The organism is Paraburkholderia flava, assembly GCF_004359985.1.
GTDB lineage: Bacteria > Pseudomonadota > Gammaproteobacteria > Burkholderiales > Burkholderiaceae > Paraburkholderia > Paraburkholderia flava.
On record NZ_SMRO01000002.1, the window covers coordinates 1,918,499 to 1,944,079 of the forward strand.

At 64.6% G+C, this 25,581-nt stretch carries 19 protein-coding genes; 8 read left to right on the plus strand and 11 right to left on the minus strand.

Annotated features, from left to right (window positions below):
• Nucleotides 1-58: 58 nt before the first annotated feature.
• Both ispF and ispD read right to left on the minus strand, forming a co-directional pair.
• Entirely contained in the window at nt 59-538 is a 480-nt protein-coding gene (gene ispF, locus E1748_RS20020; protein WP_133648889.1) for a 2-C-methyl-D-erythritol 2,4-cyclodiphosphate synthase, read from the minus strand.
• Nucleotides 539-580: 42 nt separating this feature from the next.
• Complete coding sequence (ispD, locus tag E1748_RS20025) at nt 581-1,288, minus strand: 2-C-methyl-D-erythritol 4-phosphate cytidylyltransferase (protein WP_133648890.1); 708 nt, start codon at nt 1,286-1,288, stop codon at nt 581-583.
• Nucleotides 1,289-1,446: 158 nt separating this feature from the next.
• On the opposite strand from ispD, the gene mfd reads away from it, so the two are divergent.
• From mfd to mscL, 4 genes are all read left to right on the plus strand, one after another.
• Nucleotides 1,447-4,929, plus strand: coding sequence for a transcription-repair coupling factor (gene mfd / locus E1748_RS20030; protein WP_133648891.1), 3,483 nt, complete (start codon nt 1,447-1,449; stop codon nt 4,927-4,929).
• Nucleotides 4,930-5,093: 164 nt separating this feature from the next.
• Nucleotides 5,094-6,320, plus strand: a complete 1,227-nt coding sequence (gene argE, locus E1748_RS20035; protein ID WP_133648892.1) for an acetylornithine deacetylase — start codon at nt 5,094-5,096, stop codon at nt 6,318-6,320.
• 121 nt (nt 6,321-6,441) lie between these two features.
• Nucleotides 6,442-7,461, plus strand: coding sequence for a threonine/serine dehydratase family protein (locus E1748_RS20040; RefSeq protein WP_133648893.1), 1,020 nt, complete (start codon nt 6,442-6,444; stop codon nt 7,459-7,461).
• A 136-nt stretch (nt 7,462-7,597) separates the two neighbouring features.
• The gene (gene mscL, locus E1748_RS20045) at nt 7,598-8,035 is read left to right on the plus strand and encodes a large conductance mechanosensitive channel protein MscL (protein WP_133648894.1); all 438 of its coding nucleotides are present in this window, start codon (nt 7,598-7,600) and stop codon (nt 8,033-8,035) included.
• Between the two features lie 109 nt (nt 8,036-8,144).
• On the opposite strand, the gene E1748_RS20050 is transcribed toward mscL, so the two are convergent.
• The 3 genes from E1748_RS20050 to E1748_RS20060 all read right to left on the minus strand — a co-directional run bounded on the left by E1748_RS20050 (nt 8,145) and on the right by E1748_RS20060 (nt 12,522).
• A complete protein-coding gene (locus E1748_RS20050) occupies nt 8,145-10,145 on the minus strand; it encodes a hybrid sensor histidine kinase/response regulator (RefSeq protein ID WP_133648895.1) in 2,001 nt (666 codons plus the stop codon).
• A 146-nt stretch (nt 10,146-10,291) separates the two neighbouring features.
• Entirely contained in the window at nt 10,292-10,807 is a 516-nt protein-coding gene (locus E1748_RS20055; RefSeq protein WP_133648896.1) for a response regulator, read from the minus strand.
• 53 nt (nt 10,808-10,860) lie between these two features.
• Complete coding sequence (locus E1748_RS20060) at nt 10,861-12,522, minus strand: sensor histidine kinase (RefSeq protein ID WP_133648897.1); 1,662 nt, start codon at nt 12,520-12,522, stop codon at nt 10,861-10,863.
• Between the two features lie 410 nt (nt 12,523-12,932).
• Here E1748_RS20060 and E1748_RS20065 point away from each other — a divergent pair, with 410 nt between their 5' ends.
• Nucleotides 12,933-13,430, plus strand: coding sequence for a hypothetical protein (locus tag E1748_RS20065; RefSeq protein ID WP_133648898.1), 498 nt, complete (start codon nt 12,933-12,935; stop codon nt 13,428-13,430).
• A 215-nt stretch (nt 13,431-13,645) separates the two neighbouring features.
• Here E1748_RS20065 and E1748_RS20070 read toward each other — a convergent pair whose 3' ends face one another.
• On the minus strand, nt 13,646-16,036 hold the full coding sequence (locus tag E1748_RS20070) for an AsmA family protein (RefSeq protein WP_133648899.1): 2,391 nt from the start codon (nt 16,034-16,036) through the stop codon (nt 13,646-13,648).
• A gap of 108 nt (nt 16,037-16,144) precedes the next feature.
• Here E1748_RS20070 and E1748_RS20075 point away from each other — a divergent pair, with 108 nt between their 5' ends.
• Together E1748_RS20075 and E1748_RS20080 are read left to right on the plus strand one after the other, a co-directional pair.
• Entirely contained in the window at nt 16,145-16,861 is a 717-nt protein-coding gene (locus tag E1748_RS20075) for an ABC transporter ATP-binding protein (RefSeq protein WP_133648900.1), read from the plus strand.
• On the plus strand, nt 16,858-17,655 hold the full coding sequence (locus E1748_RS20080; RefSeq protein ID WP_133648901.1) for an ABC transporter permease: 798 nt from the start codon (nt 16,858-16,860) through the stop codon (nt 17,653-17,655). The genes E1748_RS20075 and E1748_RS20080 overlap by 4 nt, the downstream gene beginning before the upstream one ends.
• 261 nt (nt 17,656-17,916) lie before the next feature.
• Here the strand turns inward: E1748_RS20080 and E1748_RS20085 are convergent, their stop codons facing one another.
• Both E1748_RS20085 and E1748_RS20090 read right to left on the minus strand, forming a co-directional pair.
• Nucleotides 17,917-18,501: a DUF6013 family protein gene (locus tag E1748_RS20085; protein WP_133648902.1), complete on the minus strand. Its 585-nt coding sequence runs from the start codon at nt 18,499-18,501 to the stop codon at nt 17,917-17,919.
• A 386-nt stretch (nt 18,502-18,887) separates the two neighbouring features.
• Entirely contained in the window at nt 18,888-19,904 is a 1,017-nt protein-coding gene (locus E1748_RS20090) for a zinc-binding alcohol dehydrogenase family protein (protein ID WP_133648903.1), read from the minus strand.
• Nucleotides 19,905-20,066: 162 nt separating this feature from the next.
• Here E1748_RS20090 and E1748_RS20095 point away from each other — a divergent pair, with 162 nt between their 5' ends.
• The gene (locus E1748_RS20095; protein ID WP_133648904.1) at nt 20,067-21,032 is read left to right on the plus strand and encodes a LysR family transcriptional regulator; all 966 of its coding nucleotides are present in this window, start codon (nt 20,067-20,069) and stop codon (nt 21,030-21,032) included.
• Here E1748_RS20095 and E1748_RS20100 read toward each other — a convergent pair whose 3' ends face one another.
• The 3 genes from E1748_RS20100 to ku are packed head-to-tail and all read right to left on the minus strand — an operon-like array spanning nt 21,033 to nt 25,474.
• Complete coding sequence (locus tag E1748_RS20100) at nt 21,033-21,332, minus strand: hypothetical protein (RefSeq protein ID WP_133648905.1); 300 nt, start codon at nt 21,330-21,332, stop codon at nt 21,033-21,035. It abuts the gene before it with no gap.
• A gap of 31 nt (nt 21,333-21,363) precedes the next feature.
• Nucleotides 21,364-24,441 carry a DNA ligase D gene (gene ligD / locus E1748_RS20105; RefSeq protein WP_133648906.1) on the minus strand — a complete coding sequence of 1,026 codons (3,078 nt, stop codon included), beginning with the start codon at nt 24,439-24,441 and terminating at the stop codon, nt 21,364-21,366.
• 28 nt (nt 24,442-24,469) lie between these two features.
• Nucleotides 24,470-25,474, minus strand: coding sequence for a non-homologous end joining protein Ku (gene ku, locus E1748_RS20110; RefSeq protein WP_133648907.1), 1,005 nt, complete (start codon nt 25,472-25,474; stop codon nt 24,470-24,472).
• Between the last annotated feature and the right edge of the window lie 107 nt (nt 25,475-25,581).

Sequence of the window (25,581 nt, forward strand, 5' to 3'; positions counted from 1 at the left end):
AACGCACGAGCCTGCGCGGCCCGCGTGCAGCACGTCTTATACGCGGCTCAAATTTGCTTCAACCGCGATTCAACAGCACCGCGGCCTGCGCCTCGATGCCCTCGCCGCGCCCCAGATAGCCCAGCTTCTCGTTCGTCTTCGCTTTAACGTTGACGCGATCGAGCGGCAACCCCAGATCTTCGGCAATGTTCGCGCGCATCGCATCGATGTGCGGCGCGAGCTTCGGCGCCTGCGCGATCACCGTGCTGTCGACATTGACGATCGAGAACCCCGCCTTCGCGACGCGCGCCGCGCATTCGCGCAGCAGCACGCGACTATTCGCGCCGAAGAACTGTTTGTCGGTATCCGGAAAGTGACGGCCGATGTCGCCCAGCGCCGCCGCGCCGAATAGCGCATCGGTGATCGCATGCAGCAGCACGTCCGCGTCGGAATGGCCGAGCAGCCCACGGTCGTACGGCACCGTCACACCGCCGATGATCAGCGGCCGCCCCGGCACCAGCGCATGCACGTCGTACCCTTGTCCGATCCTGAAATCCATATGCGTGAATCCGTCCGTTGAAGATGAAGTAACCGATGGGGTCTAAGGCGCCGGCCGACCGAGAATCGCTTCGGCAAGGCCGAAGTCTTCCGGGTAAGTGACCTTGAAATTGCGCAGGCTGCCTTGCACGAGACGCGGCGCATGACCGAGCCATTCGATCGCGCTCGCTTCGTCGGTCAGGTCGTGGCCTTCGCGCTGCGCGGCGAGAATCGCGTCGCGCAGCATGCCGATCCGGAACATCTGCGGCGTCTGCGCCTGCCAGAGTCCGTCGCGCGCTTCGGTACGCGCAATCCGTCCATCGCTATCCGGCGCGATGCGCTTGAGCGTATCAGCAACCGGCAGCGCGATGATGCCGCCCACCGGGTCGTCCTTCGCCGCCGCGATCAGCGTGCGGATCAGCGCGGGCGTGATGCCCGGACGCGCGGCATCGTGCACCAGCACCCAGTCGTCATCGTGTGCGCCGAACTCCGCGAGCGCGTGCAGTCCGTTCAGCACGGTTGCCTGGCGCGACGCCCCGCCGCAGCGGCGCACCGCGAAGCGCAACCCCGAGAAGCGGCGAGCGTCGAAGTGCGGATCGTCGGCGGCGATCACGAGGAGCGTCTGCGCGAATTCGCTGCATGCGTCGAACGCGGCGAGCGAATAATGCAGCAGGTCGCGGCCGGCGACGGTCCGATACTGCTTGGGCACGGTGGAGCCGGAACGACTACCGGTGCCTGCGCACGGAATCAGGGCAAAGAGACGTGAAGTCACGAAAGGCAAACGCCGTGAGTGAAAGTAGAGGACGGATTTTATAATAGGTCCTTCGAGTCCACGCCCGAACATCGGCAATATCGGCAATCCGTGGGCAACACGCGTAGACTTCCCGCTCATTCGCTGCGCCAACGCCCCCACCGGCCGCTTTTTTCTTTATGCCCGACACCCCTGCTTCCCCGCACTCCCCGTCTCCCGTCGCCCTCGTCAAGGCCGGCCAGCGTTTCGCTTTCGACGGCACGCACGGTTCGTCCGACGCCCTGCTGATCGCCCGTTATCACCTGGCGTACCGGCAGGAGATGCCGTTGCTCGCGGTGGTGTGCGCGAACGCAGTCGACGCGCAGCGGCTCGCGCAGGAGATCGCGTTTTTCGCGCCGCAGGCGCGGATCCGTCTGCTGCCCGACTGGGAAACGCTGCCTTACGATTCGTTCTCGCCGCACCAGGATCTCGTTTCCGAGCGGCTCGCCACGCTGCACGATCTCGGCGAGGGGCGCTGCGACATCCTGCTTGTCCCGGCGACGACCGCGCTGTACCGGATGCCGCCCGCGTCGTTTCTCGCCGCGTATACGTTCTCGTTCACGCAGGGCGAGCGGCTCGACGAAGCGAAGCTAAAGGCGCAGCTCACGCTCGCCGGCTACGAGCACGTGAGCCAGGTCGTGCGGCCCGGCGAATATTGCGTGCGCGGTTCGCTGATCGACCTGTTCCCGATGGGTTCGCCGCTGCCGTACCGGCTCGATCTGTTCGACGACCAGGTCGATTCGATCCGTGCATTCGATCCCGATACGCAGCGCAGCCTCTATCCAGTGCGCGACGTGCGACTGCTGCCCGGTCGCGAATTCCCGTTCGACGAAACCGCGCGCACCGCATTTCGCAGCCGCTGGCGCGAAGTCTTCGAAGGCGACCCGAGCCGCGCGTCGATCTACAAGGACATCGGCAATGGCGTGCCGTCGGCGGGTATCGAATACTATCTGCCGCTGTTTTTCGAAGAGACCGCGACGCTCTTCCACTATCTGCCCGAGCACGCGCAGCTAGCGTTCGTCGGTGATCTGGAGACCGCGATCCGTCGCTTCACTGCGGATACGAAGCAGCGTTTCGGTTTCCTGTCGCACGATCGCGAGCGGCCGATCCTCGAGCCCGCGCGTCTGTTCCTGTCGGACGAAGATTTCTTCGCGTTCGCGAAGCCGTTCGCGCGCCTCGCACTGCCGTCTGCTGCGGGAGGCTGGGCCGCAGCGCTGCCGAATCTCGCAATCGACCGCCACGCCGACGACCCCGTCTCCGCGCTGCGCGCGTACCTCGACACCACACCGAACCGCGTGCTGTTCGCGGCCGAATCCGCCGGACGTCGCGAGACCATCGCGCAACTGCTGGTGGACAACCACCTGCGCCCCGGTTCGAGCGACAGCTACGAAGACTGGCTCACCTCCGACTTACGCTTCTCGCTCGGCGTCGCGCCGCTCGCGAACGGCTTCTCGATCCCCGGCGAAGGCGTCACGATCGTCACCGAGACCGAGCTATACGGTCCGCTGGCGCGCCGTACAGGACGTCGCCGCCAGGAACAGGCGAGCAACGTCGACTCGATGGTGCGCGACCTGTCCGAGCTGAAGATCGGCGACCCGGTCGTTCACGTGCAACACGGCATCGGCCGCTACATGGGGCTCGTGTCGATGGATCTCGGCGAAGGAGAGACCGAGTTCCTGCACCTCGAATACGCGGGCGACAGCAAGCTCTACGTCCCCGTCTCGCAACTGCACGTGATCTCGCGCTACAGCGGCGCCGACCCCGATAGCGCGCCGTTGCATTCGCTCGGCTCGGGTCAATGGGAAAAAGCGAAGCGCAAGGCCGCCCAGCAGATCCGCGACACCGCCGCCGAACTGCTGAACCTGTACGCCCGCCGCGCGCTGCGCGAGGGACACGCGTTCGCGCTCGAACCGCGCGACTACGTGAAATTCGCCGAGAGCTTCGGCTTCGAGGAAACCCCCGATCAGGCCGCGGCAATCGCCGCCGTGATCGGCGACATGACGAGCGGCAAACCGATGGACCGCCTCGTCTGCGGCGACGTCGGCTTCGGCAAGACCGAAGTGGCGCTGCGTGCCGCGTTCATCGCGGTCATGGGCGGCAAACAGGTCGCGCTGCTGTCGCCGACCACCCTGCTTGCAGAACAGCACACGCAGACCTTCACCGACCGCTTCTCCGACTGGCCCGTCCGCATCGCGGAACTGTCGCGCTTCAAGTCCACGAAGGAAGTCAACGCGTCGATCGAGCAGATTAACGACGGCAGCGTCGACATCGTGATCGGCACGCACAAGCTGCTGTCGTCGGATGTGCAGTTCAAGCGGCTCGGCCTCGTGATCATCGACGAAGAGCATCGCTTCGGCGTGCGCCAGAAGGAAGCGTTGAAGGCGCTACGCGCGGAAGTCGACGTTCTGACACTGACCGCGACGCCGATTCCACGCACGCTCGGCATGGCACTCGAAGGGCTGCGCGATTTCTCGGTGATCGCGACCGCGCCGCAGAAGCGGCTCGCGATCAAAACGTTCGTGCGTCGCGAGGAAGACGGCGTGATCCGCGAGGCGATGCTGCGCGAACTGAAGCGCGGCGGCCAGGTGTACTTCCTGCACAACGAGGTCGAGACGATCGAGAATCGCCGCGCGATGCTCGAAGCACTGGTGCCCGAAGCGCGCATCGCGGTCGCGCACGGCCAGATGCACGAACGCGAACTCGAACGCGTGATGCGCGATTTCGTCGCGCAGCGCGCGAACGTGCTGCTGTGTACGACGATCATCGAAACCGGCATCGACGTCCCCACCGCTAACACGATCCTGATCCACCGCTCGGACAAGTTCGGTCTTGCGCAGCTGCACCAGTTGCGCGGACGTGTCGGCCGGTCGCATCACCAGGCGTATTCGTATCTGCTCGTGCACGATCCGCAGGGACTCACGAAGCAGGCGCAGCGCCGGCTCGAAGCGATCCAGCAGATGGAAGAACTCGGCGCGGGCTTCTATCTCGCGATGCACGACCTCGAGATTCGCGGCACCGGCGAAGTGCTCGGCGATAAACAATCGGGCGAGATTCACGAGATCGGTTTCCAGCTGTACACCGACATGCTCAACGATGCGGTGAAAGCGCTGAAGGAAGGCCGCGAGCCCGACCTCACCGCGCCGCTCGCCGCGACGACCGAGATCAACCTGCACGCACCGGCGATCCTGCCCGCGGACTATTGCGGCGACGTGCAGGAACGTCTGTCGCTGTACAAGCGGCTCGCGAACTGCGAACACGACGATTCGATCGACGGCATCCAGGAAGAACTGATCGACCGCTTCGGCAAGCTGCCGCCTCAGGCCCAGGCGCTCGTCGAAACGCACCGGCTGCGGCTCGCTGCGAAACCGCTCGGCATTTCGAAGATCGATGCAGGCGAAACGGTGATCGGCCTGCAGTTCATTCCGAATCCGCCGGTCGACGGCATGCGAATCATCGAGATGGTGCAGAAGCACAAACACATCAAGCTCGCGGGCCAGGACAAGCTGCGCATCGAGACGCGCACGCCTGATCTGTCGGTGCGTGTCGCGACCGTCAAGGAAACCTTGCGTGCGCTCGGCGCACCCGCGCGGGCTGCGGCTCCGGCTCGCTCGGCGGCTCGATAAACCGTCGGATAAACGGCCTTCCATCGAAGCTGCACACAAGCCCTACCGCAAGCCATTTCAAACGCATGCTGCAGCGCGCCAGAACGGCGCGCTGCATGCGCGTTACATAGCCCGGGGCGCGCTTTTTGGGTATGATCGAAAGACCATTCCGCCGGAGTTTCGTCATGTCTCAGGTCGTTGAATCCGCACAGACCGCCGCCGTTTCTGCCTCATCCTCTCCTGCTTCGCTCCCTTGGGTCACCCGCCTCGTGTCGATGGACACGGTCAGCCGCAATCCGAATCTCGGGCTGATCGAAACCGTGCGCGACGCGCTGCGCGGCCACGGCATCGAGTCGACGCTGACGCACGACGCAAGCGGCAAATGGGCGAACCTGTTCGCGACGATCCCCGCGCACGACGGTGAGACCAACGGCGGTATCGTGCTGTCGGGCCACACGGACGTCGTGCCCGTCGACGGTCAACAATGGGACAGCGATCCGTTCAAGCCCGAAGTGCGCGACGACAAGCTCTACGGTCGCGGCACCTGCGACATGAAGGGTTTCATCGGTGCGGCACTGACGCTCGTGCCGGAAATGCAGCGAACGAAGCTCGCGAAACCGATCCACTTCGCGCTGTCGTTCGACGAGGAAGTCGGCTGCGTCGGCGCGCCGCTGCTGATCACCGATTTGCTGAAACGCGGCATCAAACCCGAAGGCTGCATTGTCGGCGAGCCGACCAGCATGCGCCCGGTCGTCGCGCACAAGGGCATCAATGCGTACCAGTGCTGCATCCGCGGCCAGGCGTCGCATTCGTCGCTGACGCCGAAGGGTCTCAACGCGATCGAATACGCGGCACGGCTCATCTGCTACATCCGCGACATGGCCGACAAATTCCGCGCCGAAGGCCCGTTCGACGAACTCTACGACGTGCCCTTCACGACCGCGCAGACCAGCATGATCAAAGGCGGCAACGCGATCAACACGGTGCCGGCCGAATGCCGCTTCGAGTTCGAATTCCGCAACCTGCCCGCGCTCGATCCGGAACTGATCTTCGCACGCATCGATGAGTACGCACGCGACACGCTTCTGCCGAAAATGCTCGCCGAACATCCGTCGGCGGCGATCGAATTCCAGAGAATCTCATCGGCACCGGGCCTCGATTCGACCGAACAGGCCGCGATCACGCAGCTCGTGCGCGCACTCACCGCGAATCAGGAAAAGCGCAAGGTCGCCTACGGCACCGAGGCCGGTCTGTTTTCGCTCGCGGGCATTCCGAGCATTGTTTGCGGCCCCGGCGACATCCAGCAGGCACACCGGGCAAACGAATTCGTCGCGCTCGAACAGCTCGCGGCCTGCGAGCGTTTCCTGAGCAAGTTCGTGCACAGCATGTCCGTCGACGCGCATCCGCGCTAACGCATCGCACGCTACGCGGCCGGGGCACACCGGCCGCTGTTCCGGCCGCGCGCTGACCGTTGCCGCAGCCCGGAACGAAACACGCTCGAACCACATACGCCCTCGCAACCGAACCCGCACCATGTCCACCGCCACACCGCAACCCACCGACCACACCATCGACGGCGAACCGATCCCCACGCTCGATGAAATCGCCGCGCAGCATTTCACGCTCACACCGTGGGTCGTGCGCACACCCGTCTTCGACCGGCTCGATTTTCCGTCGCTCGAAGGCACGGTGGTCAACTTCAAGTTCGAACTGTTGCAGTCGGCCGGCAGCTTCAAGGCACGCGGCGCATTCACGAATCTGCTTGCACTCGACGAAGCGCAACGCAACGCGGGCGTGACCTGCGTATCGGGCGGCAATCATGCGGTCGCGGTCGCGTATGCGGCGATGCGTCTTGGCATCAGCGCGAAGGTCGTGCTGTTCCGCTCGGCGAATCCGGCGCGCGTTGCGCTGTGCAAGGCGTACAAGGCCGACATCGTGATCGCCGAGAATCCCGCCGAAGCGTTCGAGATCGTGCGCCGTGTCGAGGCCGAGGAAGGCCGTTACTTCGTGCATCCGTTCAACGGCTATCGCACCGTGCTCGGCACGTCGACGCTCGGCTACGAATGGGCGACGCAGACGCCGGACCTCGACGCGGTGATCGTACCGATCGGCGGCGGCGGCCTTGCAGCCGGCGTGTCGACGGCGCTCCGTCTCGCGAATCCGCGCGTGCATGTGTACGGCGTCGAGCCCGAGGGCGCGGACGCGATGAGCCGCAGCTTCGCGGCCAATCACACGATCAAGATGGGCCAGATGCACGGCATCGCCGACTCGCTAATGGCACCGCACACCGAGCAATACAGCTACGAGCTGTGCCGCCGTCATATCGACCGGATCGTCACCGTCAGCGACGACGCGCTGTGCTCGGCGATGCTCACGCTGTTCGCACAACTGAAGCTCGCGGTCGAACCCGCGTGCGCAGCAGCGACCGCCGCGTTGCTCGGACCGCTGCGCGAGACGCTGCAGGGCAAGCGTGTCGGTGTCCTGCTATGCGGGACGAATACCGATCCGCAGACCTTCGCGACTCATATCGAACGCGGACGTAAGGTGCAATGAGCGTGCAATGAGCGCGCGCGACGTGTGCCCAAACGCACACGCAAGCACACGCGCGCAACGGGGTCGCAGCAAAACACTACCCGTCGCGTGGAGGGTTGGCTATCATGGCGCCATCCACTTCAGGGAGGAACCCCATATGAGCATGGTCAAGGAATTCAAGGAATTTGCCCTCAAGGGCAACGTGATGGACCTCGCGGTCGGGGTCATCATTGGCGGTGCGTTCTCCACCATTGTCAATTCGCTGGTGAAAGACCTGATCATGCCGATCATCGGCGTGGTAACCGGTGGCCTCGATTTCTCGAACAAGTTCATCCTGCTCGGTCGCATTCCCGACAACTTCAAGGGCAGCCCCGAATCGTTTAAAGATCTTCAAACCGCGGGCGTCGCCGTGTTCGGCTACGGCTCGTTCATCACGGTGTTGATCAACTTCATCATCCTCGCGTTCATCATCTTTCTGATGGTCAAGTTCATCAACAACCTGCGCAAGCCTAAGGCCGACGAACCGCCGCCGGCACCGCCGGAAGACGTCGTGCTGCTGCGTGAAATCCGCGATGCACTGAAGGCACCGCGCTAACGTCTGCTTGCTGCTTTACTGCTGCATCTGCATCTCAAAAAAGAAGGCCTGCTCGCGTTGAACGCGGCAGGCCTTTTTATTTGGATGCAGTGCCGTCGATGCTGCGGCCTCAAGCCGTCGCGCTCTGCCCCTCGCCGTCTCCGCTCTCCAGCGCCTTCGCATTGGCCGCGCCTTCGATCAGCTGTTCGAGCTGGCTGAAGTTAACCGGCTTCGTCAAATGCGAATTGAAACCGGCTGCGAGACAGCGCCGCACATCCTCGTCGGTACCGAAGCCGGTCAGCGCGATTGCCGGCACGTTCGAATGCTCGCGATACGCCTTGATGAAATCGAGGCCGGTGCCGTCCGGCAGTCCCACGTCGCTGACGACGAGATCGAACGTATTCGTCTGCGTCGCGGCGAGCGCATCGGCGACGCAACCGGTGACCGTCACGTCGTGACCGAGCCCGCGGATCAACTGTGCCATTACCTCGGCTGTGTCGACGTGATCCTCGATCAGCAGGATGGTCAGCAGACCGGCCGGATGCGGCGCACTCGGCGGCGCGACGACCGGCTCTTCGATCGGCGCCTCGGCGGTCGGCATCGTGATCGAGAAGGTCGCACCGCAATGCGCGCCCGGACTGTGCGCCGTGACGGAACCACCGTGCGCGTCGGTGAGCGCCTTCGTGATCGCGAGGCCGAGACCCAGGCCGCCGAACTGCCGCGTCATCTGCTGGCTGCCCTGCTCGAATGCGTTGAAGAGCTTGCCGATCTGTTCGGGCTCGATGCCGATGCCGGTGTCCTCGATCGAGATATGGATCTGCATCCGCTCGTCGACAGTGCGTACATAGATGTGGCCGCCGTCCGGCGTGAACTTCGCCGCGTTGCGGATCAGGTTCCACAGCATCTGTTGCAGCCGCGCGCGGTCGGCGAGCACGTAGTGATGCGTCGCGTGCTTCTCGATGTGCACGTCCTGCTGCTTCACCTGGATCTCGCTGCGGAACAGTTCGAGCACGCTGTCGATCACTTCATGCACGTCGACGGTTTCCAGCGACAGCCGCAGCTTGCCGTTCGCCACCCGCGTAAGATCGAGCAGATCGTCGATCAAACGCGCTTCGAGTTCGATGTTGCGGCGGATCATCCGCACGCTCGAGCGCGCGCTGTCGGGCAGCTCGGGAATCAGTTCGAGTACGCGCGTGCCGGCAAGCACCGGCGTCAACGGCGTGCGCAGTTCGTGCGACAGCATCGCGAGAAAACGATCCTTCGCGCGGTTCGCATCTTCCGCGTTTTGCCGCGCCGCCTGTTCGGACTCGAGCAGCCGTTCACGCTCCTCGGTCGCTTCACGCTGCTGATGGATATCCGTGCAGCTGCCGAACCACTGCGTCACAGTGCCGTTCGGCTCGCGCATCGCGACGATGCGCGCATCGAACCAGCGATACGCGCTGTCGTGACGACGAATCCGCAATTCGTGCTGATAGTCGGTCGTGCCGCTGCGCACGGTCTTCAGCCAGGTGCGGCGAATTTCGTCGCGATCTTCCGGATGCACCGCGTCGAGCCACGCGAGACCGTGCGACATGCTGTCGCTCAAGCCCGTGTATTCGCGCCACTGCTTCGACACGAAATCGCAGCTGCCCTCCGCGTCGCAGGTGAGTACCAGGTGAGGCAGCGCTTCGGACAGTGTCCGGTAATGCGCCTCGCGGTCGCGCAGCATCTGCGCATCGGCGGATGCCTTCTGCAGACGCACCTGCGACAACACACGCTCGACCGCTTCCGGCAGATAGTCGAGATAATCGCCGGACTTCGGCACGACGTCCGACACGCCGGAGCGCAACGCTTCGATCACGCGCGATTCGTCGGTGAAACCGGTGACGAGGATCGCCGGAATGCGCACGCCCTCGCCCCGCAGACGACGGAAAAAATCGAGGCCCGATTCCGGCCCATCGAGCTGGTAGTCGAGCACGAGGAGATCCGGCGCACCGTCGACGATGCGCGCCCGCGCGTCGCCGACCGAACGGCTCGCGGCCACGCGACACCCCGCGCGTTCGAGCGACTTGCGCGCGAGCCGCAGGATGCCCTCGTCGTCGTCGACGACAAGCACGTAGGCAGCGGGATGCGTGAAAACGTCTTCGGTCATGCGGGCTCTTCTCGGAGTCGGCCGGTGTTGATCGGGGCAAAAGCAGGGGCAAAAGCAGCGGCGCGGCAGGGCCTCGTGCCGCACACCGGACAGACCGCCACGCCCCCGTTCAACTCATAGCGTAGCGGAATGCGGTCGGCTTGCGCTTACGGTTTCGAAAGCGGATGGCCGGGCGGCAGCTTCACCACCTGCAGGAAAAAGCCGAGTCGCCGCACAGCTTCGATAAACGCGTCGTACTCGACGGGCTTCGTGATGTAGACGTTGCATCCGAGTTCGTAGCAGCGCGCGATCTCACGCGGATCGTCGGTCGTGGTCAGCACGATCACCGGCACCGCTGCGGTCGTCGGCGACGTCTTCAGCCGGCGCAGCACCTCGAAGCCGTCAACGCGCGGCATCTTCAGATCGAGCAGCACGACGAAATTGGTCAACTGCGCGGGCGGCGGCCGCGAGTCCGCTTCTCCACCGCCGGCGCCTGCAGCCGCGCTTGCTGTACCACCCGTTGCTCCCCCGAAAAAATAATCGAGCGCTTCCTGCCCGTCCGAAAACCGCATGAATCCATTCGATATGCCGGCACGCCTCAGGTTGCGTTCGACCAGGGTCGCGTGTCCGTCATCGTCCTCGATCAGGATGATGCCGACCGTGTCCCCGTTTGTGGTTGTCATGTAACTGCCTCCGTGGCTTTGATCTGTCTGCGCCGCGATAGTAATCGATCGGGTCATGCGAACCTCACCGGTTGTTCGGGCAGCACGACGAAGAACGTCGAGCCCGCCCCTTCCGCCGACTCCACCCAGACGCGCCCGCCATGCCGCTCGACGATCCGTCGCACGAGTGCGAGGCCGATGCCGTCGCCCTTCGCGACGTCGCCGTGCAGGCGCTGGAACGCGCGGAAGGTCTTCGACAGGTAGGCGGCGGGAATGCCAAGCCCGTTATCGCGTACATAGTAAGTGCGCATGCGCGTCGATGCAGGAATCAGCGAGCCGGGCGAGCCTTGCAGGCCAGGTGTCGGTGACCCGGCGGGCGGTGCGTCGGCGGTTTCGGGTTCGAGCGCGCCGACCTCGATCCGGCCGGGTCGGGCCGGGTCGAGAAAATTCACGGCATTGTCGATCAGTTGACCGAAGACCTGCTCGATCGCCGCCGGGTCGCCCCAGGCCGGCGGCAGGTCGCGCACCGTGACGAGCGCGGCGCGCTCGTGGATCGCGCTCTGCAGTGCATCGACGACCCGCGCAACCGCGCGACCCACGCTCACCCGCTGCCACTGATATTCGAGCCGCCCGGCGCGCGAGATGCGCAACAGCGCATCGATGATCGACGCTGCGCGTGTGACCGCCGTGCGCAGAAACTGCAGCGATTCGCGGATGTCGCCATCGAGCACGCGCGCAAGGCGCTTGTGCTCGGTCTCCGGTAGATGTGCGGCCTCGACCACGGTGTTCAGTTCGTCGCACGACACCTGCAGCTCCTTCGAAAACCCCTGCAGGTTCACGAGTGGCGAGCGCAGATCGTGCGACACGCTGTAGATGAACATCTCGTTGTCCTGGGTTTCCTGGCGCAGTTCCTCGTTGACGCCGGCCAGCTCAGCGGCCCGCGTTTCGAGCCGCGCCTTGAGCACCGCCTGGTCGCGCTCGGCGACCCGCAGCCGTGCGCTGGTCCGGTGCAGTACCGTGTCGAGCGCGGCGATTTCGTCGTTGCCGGACAGCGGCGCGGTCATCGGCTGGCCGCTGCCGAGCCGGGCCGCGTTGTCGGTCAGCACGTCGAGCCGACGCCCGATGTTGCGCGCGAACGCGGCTGCGGTCGCCGCCCAGATCAGCATCGAGCCGACCACGGCGGCGATCAGCGCGTACTGCTGACGTTCGCGCGTATGCGCAAGCGACGCGCTGCGCTCCGCGTCGAGCCGCGATTCCTCGGCGATCAGGGTATTCAGTTCGTCGCGGAACGCGGCGATCTGCGTCGGCATGTCGCTGCCCTCGTCGGCGGCGAACGGGGCCGTGCTGCGTCCTTCGCGCAACGCCTGGGCGATTTCGTTGGCCTGCTTGCGGTACGCCTCGATCTCGCCGCGCATCCGCTGCACGCGCGCGAGTTGCTGCGGCGTGTCCGCGACCAGTTGCTCCAGATGCGTGAGCCGGTCCGACAGGTCGACCCACACCGCATGCCGGTCGATGAACGACGCGTCGCCGACGACGATCCCCGTGCGCACCCGCGCCGCCTGGCGCAACAGCGGGTCGATCACCGAGGACGCCTGATAGAGAATCTGCTTGCTGTTGGTCGACCACTGCGCGGCCTGCGTCGTGCGCTCCTGCGCGTCGAACACGACGCCGAGCAGCACCAGTTCGACGGCGCTCGGCACCGCGATCAGCAGCAGACCTTTTGTGAAAAGTTTCATGTTCGCCAGGCAGATTTTTGAGCCGCGTCTGAACCGCGAAAAGACGCCCGGCCGACACGCCGAAAGCAAGTCTCGAGGCTGACCGCGCAGCGGATTCGCGCGCGGGGCACCAGCGGATCGAGAGCCATTATCGACGTGATTTTGGGATATTTCAACGTAGACCGGGACAAGCGGCGGCGCACACAAAACCGCGCATTTTTTTACGGTGACGGAAGGCAATGCGCGGTGTGGGAGTCTATTATGAAGACAATGGATGCGGGGGCGCGAGCGTGCGGCGCGACTGGTTCGGCACGCTTCGTGCGACTCGTGATTCGCATTGGGTCGTAGCGGAACGTCGAATGACCGTGAATCCGGCATTCCCGTATGCTATAAAAGATCGACGTGCGGCGCGCGAAGCCGGGAGTGGTCGCATGAAAACGCTGCGGTTTGTGCAATTCTTTTTCAGGCGAATTTTTATGTCCTTCCCGAAGAAGCGTAGGCGTGCGAAGGCAGACGGGGACGAGTCGTTTCTGTCCGTGCTGCGACATTTCAAGCCGTTCAGCCAGCTCGACACGAAGATCACGCGCGCCCGTGCGCAGGACGAGCCTGTCCTCTATGCGCATGTGCTGCCGGGGCTCGACGTGCTCCTGTGCAGCGTGCGCGGCGCACAGCCGCCGTACCCGGCCGTTGCCGAACTACGGCGGCGCTGCATCGAATCGATTGCGAATGCGCTGGAGCAGCCGCTCGATGGACTCGAGAACGGCGGCTACTGGTATGAGGCCGACGGCTTCGGCTTCCTGGTGTTTGCGAGCCGGGCTCGCGCCCGCATCCTGCCGGAATTCGGCGCGACCCGCGCAGCGGGCATCGGTGCACGGCGCGGCGTGCGCCGCGATGCCGCCGGCGACGCGACGCCGCGTTCGCTGCGCTAGACGGTTGTCTCACAGGCGGGCGCTGCGCGCCTGCCTTGCCGTGCTGTTCATTCGAGGGGTGCGGTCGGCCCCGTCGCCGGTCCTGTAGATCCCCTTCTCTGCCGTTGTTGAACAATCCGCGCCGACGCGACCGTTTGGATTGCTCGCACCGTTCAATCACCTGTCGCAACGCAAGACCACACAGTGTCCATGCGTTGCGTTGCGTCGCGTCGAGTTCAACTCCCCTTGTATTGCGATGCCTCCGCAGGCGAAAGCGTACGCGGTGCGGCGGACTTCGCAGCCGGCTTGCCCGTCGCCGCAGCCGGTGCCGACGCCGACGCGCTGCCCGGTGCGCCCTTCAACGGCGGCTGCGCCTTTTCCTTCTGACCGGGCGGCGGCGCGGTTGTCCGCGTATTCACCTGAGCCAGCAACTCGTTGCACGGCAGCGGCTTGTTGTTGCTCGGCGCGATCAGCGGAATCAATGCAGCGAACGGATTGATCAGCCCGAGGCCGATCATCGCGCCGCCGCGCAGCGCGAGTGCCGCCGCATCGACGCCGACGTGCGGGTTCGCGAACGTGCCCTTCACGTACAGCGGCGAGCGCAGCGTGAACACACGGAAGCCCTTCGTATGCGGATGCACACCGAGATCGAGCGACTCGTCGCGCAGATTGATGTGACCGTCGATGTTGATCACCGCGTCGTCGGTATCGAGCGCGAAGACGCGCGAATCGAGTACGCCGTTCGTCGCGACGAAGTCGGCAGCCGCGCAGTTGATCTGCACATCGCGGTTGCCGAACAGCTTCTCGTACACGACGTTCGCGACGTTCAGTCCCGCCGCCTCCATCAGCAGGCGGCTCACCGTGCCCTGCGTAACGAGCGCCTTCACTTCACCGTTCGACGTCGCCGCGAGCGCCGCCGGCGAATTGCCGGTCGCGGACAGCGCCGCATCACCGTTGATTTCGCCGAGCGCGCTTTGCATCGTCTTGAAGCCGGGGAACAGCTGCTTCAACTTCAGATGCCGCGCCGACGCCGATACGCGGCCCTTCAGCGGCGCGCTGCTGCCGTCGAGATGAATGTCGGTGGAGAGCGTGCCGCCCGCGACGCCGAAGCGCAGCGGCGTCAACGCCAGCACCCCATCCGTCATCACGACGTGCGTGTAGAGATCGGTGATCGGCAGGTTCTCGTTCTTCAAGATGCGCTTGCCGGTGAACTCGACGTCCGCGTCGATCGCTTTCCAGCGGTCGGTGCGGAATTCCTCGACCGGCAGCACGCGGCCGGACGGCTGCTTCGCCGCGTCGCCGCGCTTCGCCTTGCTCGCGTTGCTGTCCGCGCCGATGACCGGCGCGAGATCGGCGAACTGCAGCAGATTCGACACGAGCTTGCCCTGCAGCAGCGGCCGTGGCTCGCGCTGCGTGTACGTCAACGTGCCGTTCAGGTCGCTACCGCCGACCCGGCCTGTAAAGTTTTCATAGCGGAACGTGCTGCCGCCGCGCTTGAAGTTGCCGATCAGACGGCCATCGGTTGCATACGGCGGCGTGTCGGGCAGCGTGACACCGGTCAGCGCGTACAGATGCGCCATGCTCGAGCCCTGCAGCCACAGACGCAGGTCGACCGCAGCGAGATGTGCGGGATCGGTCAGCGTGCCGACCAGTGCGACGCGCAGGTCGCCGGCTTTCACGTCAGCCTGGACCGGGAACGGCCGGTCCGCGTCCTGCAGCGCGAGTACGCCGCCGACCTTGCCGCTGCCGGACAACGGCGTGTGATTGTAGGTGCCCTTGATGGTCCAGCCGAGCGCATAGGATTGCACGTCGGGTTTCTTCGTCGCGGGGACGGAGGACGCGCCGGATGCCGCTGAAACAACCGACGCCCCCGATGCACTTGCGACGCTGGCCGCGTCAGTCGCCGACGCAGCCGAAGCCGCCGAAGCCGCCACCGCTTCCGACTGCGCCGCGAGCCGCTTCGCCCCCTGCTTGCCGACCACCTGCGCCGACGCGTTGTGCGACGCCGTCTCCTGCTGCTTCATCACTTCGCCGAGCGGGATCGGCTGACCGAGCGTATCGATGGTCATCTGCACGTCGGTCTTCGACTTCTGGTCGGACAGCGCGACGTAGCCCTTCGCGAACACGATGTCGTGCAGGTCGAGCTTCCACTCGGACGGCCCGGTCGATGCGGGCAGCTTGAACGTCCAGTTGTTGCGGTTATCGAGCAGCCGTTCGAGATCCACCGACGGATTCACCAGATTGATCTCCGGAATCACGATGTCGTGCGCAAGCAGCGGCAGCACCTCGACCTCGAAATCGATCTCGTCGAGCGTCGCGAAGTGCTTCTGCTTCGACCAGTCGGGATTGGCGACCGTGATGTTGGCCGCCGAGAACCGTGGCCAGGGCACCCAGCCGCGCCAGCCCGTCTCGCCGACCGGATGCTTCCAGCCCACCTTGAGATCGCCCTCGATCGCAAACGGCCGGCCGATTGCCTGACTCACCTTGTCGTTGACCCACGGCCGCGCGCGGTTCCAGTCGAACGTCAGAATGAATACAGCAAGCGCGGCGACGATGACCACGATAATCGCGACGAGCCATGCGATGATCTTGCCCATCGTTTTTCCGAGATTGCGCGACGACGTCATGAACACTCCCTTGTTTTTCTCGTCATTCGTACGACAGGTACGACAGCACGCCACGTGCCCAGTTCGCGGAAAGTTGCGCGGCGCACCGCAAAAGTCGCGCCAGGCCCTATGACCGCAGTCGTTCCCACCACTCCGTTGATTGCCGCCGAGGATATCGCACGACGCGACCCGCAGCGCGGCCAGTGGCTATTGCATCCGACGCGCATCGAAGTTCACGGCGGCGAACGCGTATCGATCACCGGGCCGTCGGGCTCGGGCAAGAGCGTGTTTATGCGCGCGCTGGCATTGCTCGATCCACTCGACGGCGGACGGATTCTGTTTCGCGGCAACGCCATAGGGCGAGCCGCGATTCCGCGTTACCGGCGCAGCGTCGCGTATATCCGGCAGCGGCCTGCGCTGATCGACGGCACCGTCGAGGACAACCTGCGCTATCCGTACACGCTGCGCGCGTATCACGATGTGCGCTTCGATCGCGAGCGCGCGGCGTCGCTCGCTGCGCAGGCAGGTCGTCCCGGCGACTTCCTCGCGAAGCGCGCAAGCGAGCTGTCCGGTGGCGAAGCGCAGATCGCCGCACTGATCCGCGTGTTGCAACTCGATCCCGACGTGCTGCTGCTCGATGAGCCGACCGCATCGCTCGACCCCGCGTCGTCGCATGAGATCGAAGGACTGATCGATACGTGGTTCGCCGCCGACGCAACCCGGCACGCATCGCTATGGATTTCGCACGACCCCGCGCAAGCGCTGCGCATGGCCTCGCGCCATCTGACGATGAACGCCGGCGTGCTCGGCGAAACCGCCAACACCACCGAGGAATCCATTCGATGACGCTGCAAAACCTGAGCCTCTGGGACCTCGGCATCGCGGCGCTGCTGATCGTCGTGAACGGTGCGCTGTCGGTCGTGCTGAAACTCGATCTCGAACGCAAGCTCGCGTGGGCGGCAGTGCGCACCGTCGTGCAGTTACTCGCGATCGGCTACGTGCTCGGCTGGGTGTTCCGCTACGGCCATTGGTACGTCGTGCTGCCGCTGATCGCGCTGATGACCTTGATCGCCGGCTTCGCAGGCGCGCAGCGCGGTTCACGCACGTACGCGGGTCAGCGCGTGGACAGCATCGTGTCGATCTGGATCAGTTCGTGGCTCGTCGCTGCGGTCGGGTTGTTCGCGGTGATCCGCATCCATCCCTGGTACGAGCCGCAGTATGCGATTCCGATTCTCGGGATGATCCTCGGCAACACGTTGACCGGTGTGTCGCTCGGCATCGAACGGATGCTCGGCGAACTGACCGCGCGACGCGATCGCGTCGACATGGCGCTCGCGCTCGGCGCGACGCGCTGGGAAGCGGCTCAAGGGCCCGCGCGCGAAGCGGTGCGTGCGGGAATGATTCCGACGCTGAACCAGATGGCGGTGGTCGGCATCGTGAGCTTGCCCGGCATGATGACGGGCCAGGTGCTGGCCGGTCAGTCGCCGTTGCAGGCCGTCCGCTATCAAATCGTCATCATGTTTCTGATCGCTGCATCGTCGGCGCTCGGCACGGTTGGCGCGGTGTTGATGACTTACCGGCGTGTGTTTTCGGCGGAGCACCGGTTTCTGGCGTCGAAGCTGATCGAGCGTGAGACTTAGAGACGGAGGTGAACGTCGGCGACGGAGTATCGATAGCCTGAAGAGCGCGTGTACTTCGCGGAGGATCGGTTTCCGTCGCGACGATTGATTTGATCGAACGCGCGAGAGGGGGCCGGCGCCGAACGCGTCGGTGAAGCGAACGTGCTCGACGGAGCGACTATTTAGCGAGCGGTTGATCGGGCGCGCAGCGTCAATGCAACGCCGAACGCTCGACCGCGTCCTCGTCAAACCGCCCTACTGGATCGCGACCACCCAAACGCTTTACCTACGCGCCGACACCGCGATCTGCGTACCGTCGGCGAGCGTCAGCGTCTTCGTGCTGCCGTTGGTCGGCATCATGAAGTGCGTGACCTGGCTCACGGATGCGGCGTTCGGACATTTCAGCGCCTTGCCCGCCTTCGTCACGGCCTTGGTGCCGTGCGGCGTCTGTGCCTGAAAACTTAACTGAACGTTCGCGGTGCCGTCATCGGCGACGACCGGTGCGATGCGCACCTGGATCTGGCGGATCATCGCGCCGTTCGCATCGAGTGCCAGCGACGAATAATCCGGACACTGTTCGGGCGCGGCGACGGGACCACCGGGCGGCGTCATCTTCCACGTGTAGTCGTCGGACTGGCCGGAGCGGATCGTGCGCGTGTCCTGCGCATTGCCGAACTGCTTCGACGTGACCTTGACGGTGTAGCGGATCGGCCCGTCGGTGGCGGCCTGCGAGGTGATCTTGATGGGTGGAGCAGCCAGCGCTCCGGAGGGCGCGAGCGCGACCAGTGAGCAGGCGGTGAGCGAAAACGCAAACGAAGCGGCAACGCGAACGGCGGGAGCGGCGAAAAGTCTGAAGCTGGGGCTCATACTGTCACCTCGTTGTTGTGCCGCCGCGCGGTCCATCGAGGCCGCGCGGCTGTCTCGAGCATGATGCCCTGCCAGTCTACCGCGAGGCGCTGCGTTGTGCGCCTCGAGAGGCGCCAGGTGTTACCCCGCTTGCGGCCGCGCGTTTTCCTGTTGCGTCGTTTGGTATCTCGTTAATGAGGCTACGAAGTGGCTACGAAGTGGCTGCGCAGTTGCAGCGCAGTTACTGCGAGCTTGTTGTTACGCGAAGCCGTAGCGCCGACCAGTCACCAACCGCTCGACATCACCGGGGCTGCTACGGAAGTGCCACGCCGTTGCCGCGAGCTTGCCACGAAGTTGCAACGCAATCGCGACGAGCCCACCGCTCCGCAAAGCCGCCCCGCCGACGCTCAGAACCCGCTCAACACCAGCTTGCCGATCGCGCGCCCTTCCTCAAGCAGACGATGCGCACGACGCACGTTCTCCGCATTGATCGGCCCGAGGTTCTCGCCGACCGTCGTGCGCAGCGTGCCCGCATCGACGAGCCGCGCGACTTCGGTCAGCAGCTTGTGCTGTTCGATCATGTCGGGCGTGCCGAACATCGAGCGCGTGAACATGAACTCCCAGTGGAACGCCGAGCTTTTCGCCTTCAGCAGTTCGACCGCGACCGGCTTCGCGTTCTCGACGATCGTGCAGATGCCGCCCTGCGGTTTGATGACGGCGGCCGCCGCCGGAAAATGCGTGTCCGTGTCGTTGAAGATCAGTACGTAATCGACCTGCTCGATGCCGAGCGCTTTCAACTGCGCGGGCATGTCGCCGAAGTGATCGACGATGTGATCCGCGCCGAGTTCGGTCGCCCACTTCGCCGATGCGGGACGCGACGCGGTCGCGATCACCTTCAGCCTGGCGAGCTGCTTCGCGAGCTGGATGCCGATCGATCCGACACCGCCCGCTCCGCCGATGATCAGCACCGAGCGCCCTTCGTCCGCGCCCTGCGGCGACACGCCGAGGCGATCGAACAGCGCTTCCCATGCGGTGATCGCGGTCAGCGGCAATGCGGCCGCGTGCGCGAAGTCGAGCGAGGCCGGCTTGCGTCCGACGATCCGTTCGTCGACGAGGTGATATTCGCTGTTCGCGCCCGGCCGCGTGATGCTGCCCGCGTAGAACACCGGATCGCCGACCTTGAACAGCGTCACGTCCGGACCGACCGCCGCGACCGTGCCGGCCGCGTCCCAACCGAGTACGCGCGGCGCTTTCTCGACGGTGTCCTTCGGCGAGCGGACCTTGTAGTCGACGGGATTCACGGAGATCGCCTCCACCTTCACCAGCAGATCGCGGCCAGTGGCCTGCGGTTGCGGCAACTCGACGTCGAGCAGCGCTTCGGGATGGTCAATGGGCAGATAACGATGCAGACCGACGGCTTTCATGATGACTCCTGGTTCGTGATGCGAATAACGGAATGGATAGCTGGACCCTTGGCCGGCGTATGTCTGCGTCCATGCGCCGACCGGATGACCGTCATCGTAGGCCGTTCGTTATTCTTTTAAAACCGTCATAATCGCTAAAACATCTTTTTGGTTTTCAGAAGAATGGCGACTTCCTCTTCCTCTGTATCGTCCGCTGCCTCGGGCCGTATCGAGCGCGATCGGCTCGATCTGCTGGATGTCGCGCTGTTCGTGCGCGCGGCGCTGCTCGCGAACGTGTCGGCGGCGGGACGCGAGTTCGGGCTGTCGGCGGCGGTCGCAAGCGCGCGGATCGCGCAGCTCGAAAAACTGCTCGGCGCGCGGCTGCTGCATCGGACCACCCGCCGCATCAGTCTCACGCAGGACGGCGAAGTCTTCATGACGCAGGCGCAGACGCTGCTCGACACCGCCGACGCCGCGCGCGCGTCGGTCGGACGCGGACGGGCCGAACCGCAGGGACGGTTGCGGGTTGCGATGTCGTCGTCGTTCGGGCGGCAGCATGTGTCGCCGGTGATCCCCGAATTCCTGCGGCAGCATCCGGGCGTCAGCGTCGATCTGCGCATCACCGATCAACTGGTCGATCTCGTCGACGCGGGCATCGACGTCGCGATCCGGCTCGGCGCGATGAAGGACTCATCGCTGGTCGCGCGACGGCTCGCGACGAATCGACGCGTGATCTGCTGCTCGCCCGCGTATCTCGCCGAGCATGGGACGCCACGTCATCCGTCGGATCTCGCCTCGCACGAATGCATCGTGCTGTCGAATCAACGCGACTGGTCGTTCGTCACGCCGGCGGGCACGGTCGGCGTGCGCGTCGGCGGGCGGCTCGACGTCGACAACGGCGAGGTGATCCGCGACGCGTTGCTCGCGGGCTTCGGCATCGCGCTCAAATCAACGTGGGACGTCGCGCCGTATCTGCGCAGCGGCGAACTGGTGAGCGTGCTCGACAGCTATCCGCTCGCGGACATCGTCGCGATCTGGGCGGTCTATCCGAGCCGCGCATTCGTGCCGCCGAAGACGGTCGCGTTCGTCGATTTCCTTGCCGCGCATTTTGGCGATCCGCCGTATTGGGATCGCGAGCCGTCGAGCTGATCATTTCCGCTGCGGTTTCTTTTCCGGCTTCTTCTCCGCTGTGTTCGCATGTGCGTCGTTCTGCGTGCGCGTCTGATAGTCGTCGCCGCCACGACGGTCCGTATCCTCCAGGCCGCGCTCGATATCCTCGTGCGCCTGCCTGCCGACGTCGCGCGGATTGCCCTCATGTTGCGACTCCGGCTGCTGATCGGTTTCATGCGGCAGCGGCGCCGATTCGTCCTTCGATGAACGCGACGGTTCGCCGTCACGCTGCGGACGTTTAGCATCACTGCCTGTCGATACTTCGGTCGATGATTTCATTGGTTCCTCCTGTTCGGGTTCGGACGTTCATCTAAGGCTTCAGGCCGAGCCGTTTGCGCATCTCCGTGGTAATCCGCTGACGCGTCTTCGCATACGCGGCCCACGGGTCGCGCTTCAACGCAGCGAGCCTTTCATGCAGGTTTGCGACCGTCCATTGATCGCCACGTTGCGTCTGTTCGAGTTCGTCCCACGCGATCGGCACCGACACACCAAGGCCCGGCCGCGCCCGCACCGAATACGCAGCAACCGTGCTCGACCCACGGCCATTACGCAGATAGTCGACGAAGATCTTGCGACGCCGGTTCTGCTTGCCCATCTTCGCGGAGAAGTGCTGCGGCAACGTCGCGGCCATGTGCTGCGCGACCGCCTGCGAAAACGCTTTCACGTCGTCCCAGCCCGCGTGCTTCACGAGCGGCACGACGACGTGCAGCCCTCGCCCGCCGCTCGTCTTGCAGAACGATACGAGACCGAGTTCGTCGAGCAGCGTGCGCGTCAGCTGCGCGGCTTCGATCATCCGTTCCCAGCCGAGCGCCGGGTCCGGGTCGAGGTCGAACACCACGCGGTCAGGCTTCTCGATGTTCGACGCGACTGCATTCCACGTATGCAGCTCGACGGTGCCCATCTGTGCGGCGCCGATCAATGCGTCGACGCTTTCGATCGTGATCAGCGGTGGATGCTCCGGGTCGAGCCCGGGGTGCTGCGTCACGTGCGGGATCGCGAGCTTCTGGCTGTGCTTCTGGAAGAACAGCTCGCCGCCGATGTCTTCGGGCGCTCGCACCAGAGCAACCGGGCGATCGCGCAGATGCGGCAGCATCTGCTTAGCCACCGATTCGTAGTAGCGCACGAGATCGAGCTTCGTCGTATGCGTGGTTTTGTCGATCACGCGATCGGGGTGCGAGATGCGGACGCCGGCGATGGTGGTCGGTGTTGGGGTGGATTGGCGTGGGGTTTTTGCGGGCGCTTTCACAGGCGCTTGTGCTGACGTCTTTGTTGGGGTCCTAGTAGACCTTTTCGCTGGCGTCTTCGTTGACGTTTTTGCTGACGTCTTCGCTGGGGCTTTCGCAGTCCCTTTCGCTGCTGTCTTCGCCGATGTTTTAGCTGACGTCTTCACCGATTTCTTCGCCGACGTCTTCGAAGCTCCCCGCGCAGCCCCTTTCGACGACACCTTCGATGACTCCTTCACGGATTCCCGCGTCGAGGTCCTTCGCTTCGTCGCTTTTGCTCGGGGCGACGTTGCGTCACGTGAACCCATATCGGCTTCTTCAGTAGCGCTTTCCTGCTGCACGTCGGCTCCTTTGCGCGGTGCTTCCCTGACGATCTGCCGCGCGGGTTTATCGTCGCGCAGGCTAACGAACGACGCCTGACGCACGATGCGTTCATCGGTCCATTCCGCGAAGTTGCATTCCGCGACGAGTTCCGGCTTCACCCAGTGAACCGGCGTGCGACTGCGTTCGCGCGGCGCCTCGGCGAACGGCATCTTTGCAGCCGTACGGGCATCGAGTTCACGTTTGACCGAACGCAACAACGCCGCATCGAAACCGGTACCGACGCGGCCGGCATAACGCAGTTTGCCCTTCGCGTCGTACACGCCGAGCAGCAACGCACCGAAACCACTACGACTCCCCGCCGGCTCGGTATAGCCGCCGATCACAAACTCCTGACGCCGTCGACACTTCAGCTTGATCCACGACGGCGAGCGTCCAGACCGGTACACGCTATCCGTGCGCTTGCCGATGATCCCTTCGAGCGCCATGTCGCAGGCGCTTTTCAGCAATGCGTCGGCAGTGAAACCGAAGTCGTCGGAGAAACGCAGCGCGTCTCCATGTTTCGAATCACGCGACGCAAGCGGCTCCAGCAACGCACGCAGAATCGCGCGACGCTGCACGAGCGGCACATGACGCAGGTCATAGCCATTCAGATAGGGCACGTCGAACAGATACAGCACGATGTCCTGCGGACGATTCGCATCGAGTGCGTTCTGCAGCTTCTGGAAGCTCGGCACGCCGTCGGCATCGAGCACCACTGCCTCTCCATCGAGCCACGCGCTGTCGACGTCGAGTTGTTCGAGCGCTTTCGCCTGGCGGGAGAACTTCGCGGTCCAGTCGTTTCCCGCGCGCGTATGCAACGCGATGCGACCGGCCGCGCGCTTTGCGTGCCGGTCGATCCGCGCGAGCACGCGATAGCCGTCGAACTTGATCTCATACGCCCAGGCTTCGCCGGCGGGCGGCGCATCGACGAGCGTGGCGAGCTGCGGCGCGAGCGTCGCGGGCAACACGGCCTTACGTGCGCCTTCGATTGCCGGTTCGACAGCGAGCGTGCGCAGCGATTCCGTCGTGCGGTTCGCGACGATGTCGGTTTGATGGGCGGCGGTCGTGCTGCGGGTTTTCTTCGTCGACGGATGCGTGACGTCGGTTCCGTGGGCGGCAGCAGTGCTGCGGGTTTTCTTCGTCGATGAATACGCAATGTCCACATCACGCGCCGTGCGTTTTGCGGCCTTTTTTACGCGCTCCGAACTCTCGCCCTCTCCCTCCATCACACTGCCCGGCAGCGCGTCGAGCACATCGAACTCGCTTTCGCTGCGCGCGTCGTCGTCGCGTTCCTTGATCAGCAGCCATTGCTCCTTGTCGCCGCTGCCGCGCATCGTGCTGCGCACCAGTGCCCAACCGCCGTGCAGCTTGTCGCCGTCGAGCCGGAACTTGAGCTTGCCCGCGCGGTACGCATCGCGTGCAGCATCGACGCCGCCTACCGGTTCCCACGTGCCGCGATCCCAGACGATCACCGTGCCCGCACCGTAATTGCCTTCGGGAATCTCGCCTTCGAACGATCCGTATTCGAGCGGATGGTCCTCGACGTGGACCGCGAGCCGTTTCACCGACGGGTCAACGCTCGGCCCCTTCGGAATCGCCCACGATTTCAACGCCCCATCGAGTTCAAGCCGGAAATCGTAGTGCAGGCGCCGCGCGTGATGCTCCTGGATCACGTACGCGAGTGCGTGCGTGGCTGCGCGTTTTCCCGACGAGCCGCGTCTACGACGCGTAGCAGCACCCGACGGCTCCGGTGTCTCGTCGAAACGACGCTTGCGCTGATAGGTATCGAGTCGGTCCGCCATGTCAGTTCGCTAAAGAGAGTCCGCCCGCTCACGCCGCGCGGCGTTTGCGATGCGACGTTTCTCGCGATGGGCTCGCTGCAGGGCTTTTGCGTTTCGCGGGTTTTGCCCGGGACGTGGTCTTGCGAGCGGCGACCTTACGGGAAGTGCTGCGACCACTGCCTCCCTCTTCGTCCTCATCATCGGACTCAACCGACGCGGATGCGTTGCGTCCATGCCCGTTCGCGGCCGCTTTGCCCCGCCCCCGCCCAAGACTCCGCTTCAACAGATCCGACAGATCGAGAATCTCCGCCGACCGACGCGTCTCGCGCGGCTCGTCCACCTCCGATATTTCCTCGGTCTTGCCCGCCTTTATCTTCCGTTCGACCAGCGCCATGATGTCGTCGCGGAACGTGTCGTGATACTGCGCGGGGTCCCACGTATCGCTCATGTCGTCGATCAGCTTCTTCGCCATCGCGAGTTCGCGTGCGGTGACGCCGGCCTTGCGATCGCTTTCGGGCGGCAGTTTCAGTTCGTCGACGTCGCGCACTTCGTCGACCCAGCGCAGCGTATTCAGCGCAAGCACCGGACCGACCGCGATCAGCGCCGCGAGATGCTGCTTGTTGTGCAGCACGACGTTCGCGATACCGATCTTGCCCGACGCCTTCAGCGCCTCGCGCAGCAGCGCGTAGACCTTCTCGCCCTTGCGGTCCGGCGCGAGGTAGTACGGCGTATCGAGGTACAGGAACGACACGTCGGGCGCATCGACGAACGCGAGGATGTCGACGGTTTGCGTCGACTCCGGATTCGCCGAGCGGATCTCGGCATCGGACAGCACGACGTAATGGTCCTTCTCGTACTCGAAGCCGCGCACGATGTTCTCGCGCGTGACTTCCTTGCCGGTGCGCTTGTTGATCTGCCGGTAGCCGATCGGATCGATCGAGCGCTTGTCGAGCAGATTGAAACCGACCTTCTCCGACTGCGTCGCCGGATAGAGCTGCACCGGCACGTGCACGAGGCCGAAACTGATTGCGCCTCTCCAGATCATGTGAGCCATCGCGAGTGCTCCGGGGTGCGGGACCTGTAGCGCAGCAGCAAGCGTGCCAAGGCTGCGCGCCATGCCGCGTGCGCGTGGCGCGCAGCGTTACGCGCCAGTCCTGTAAC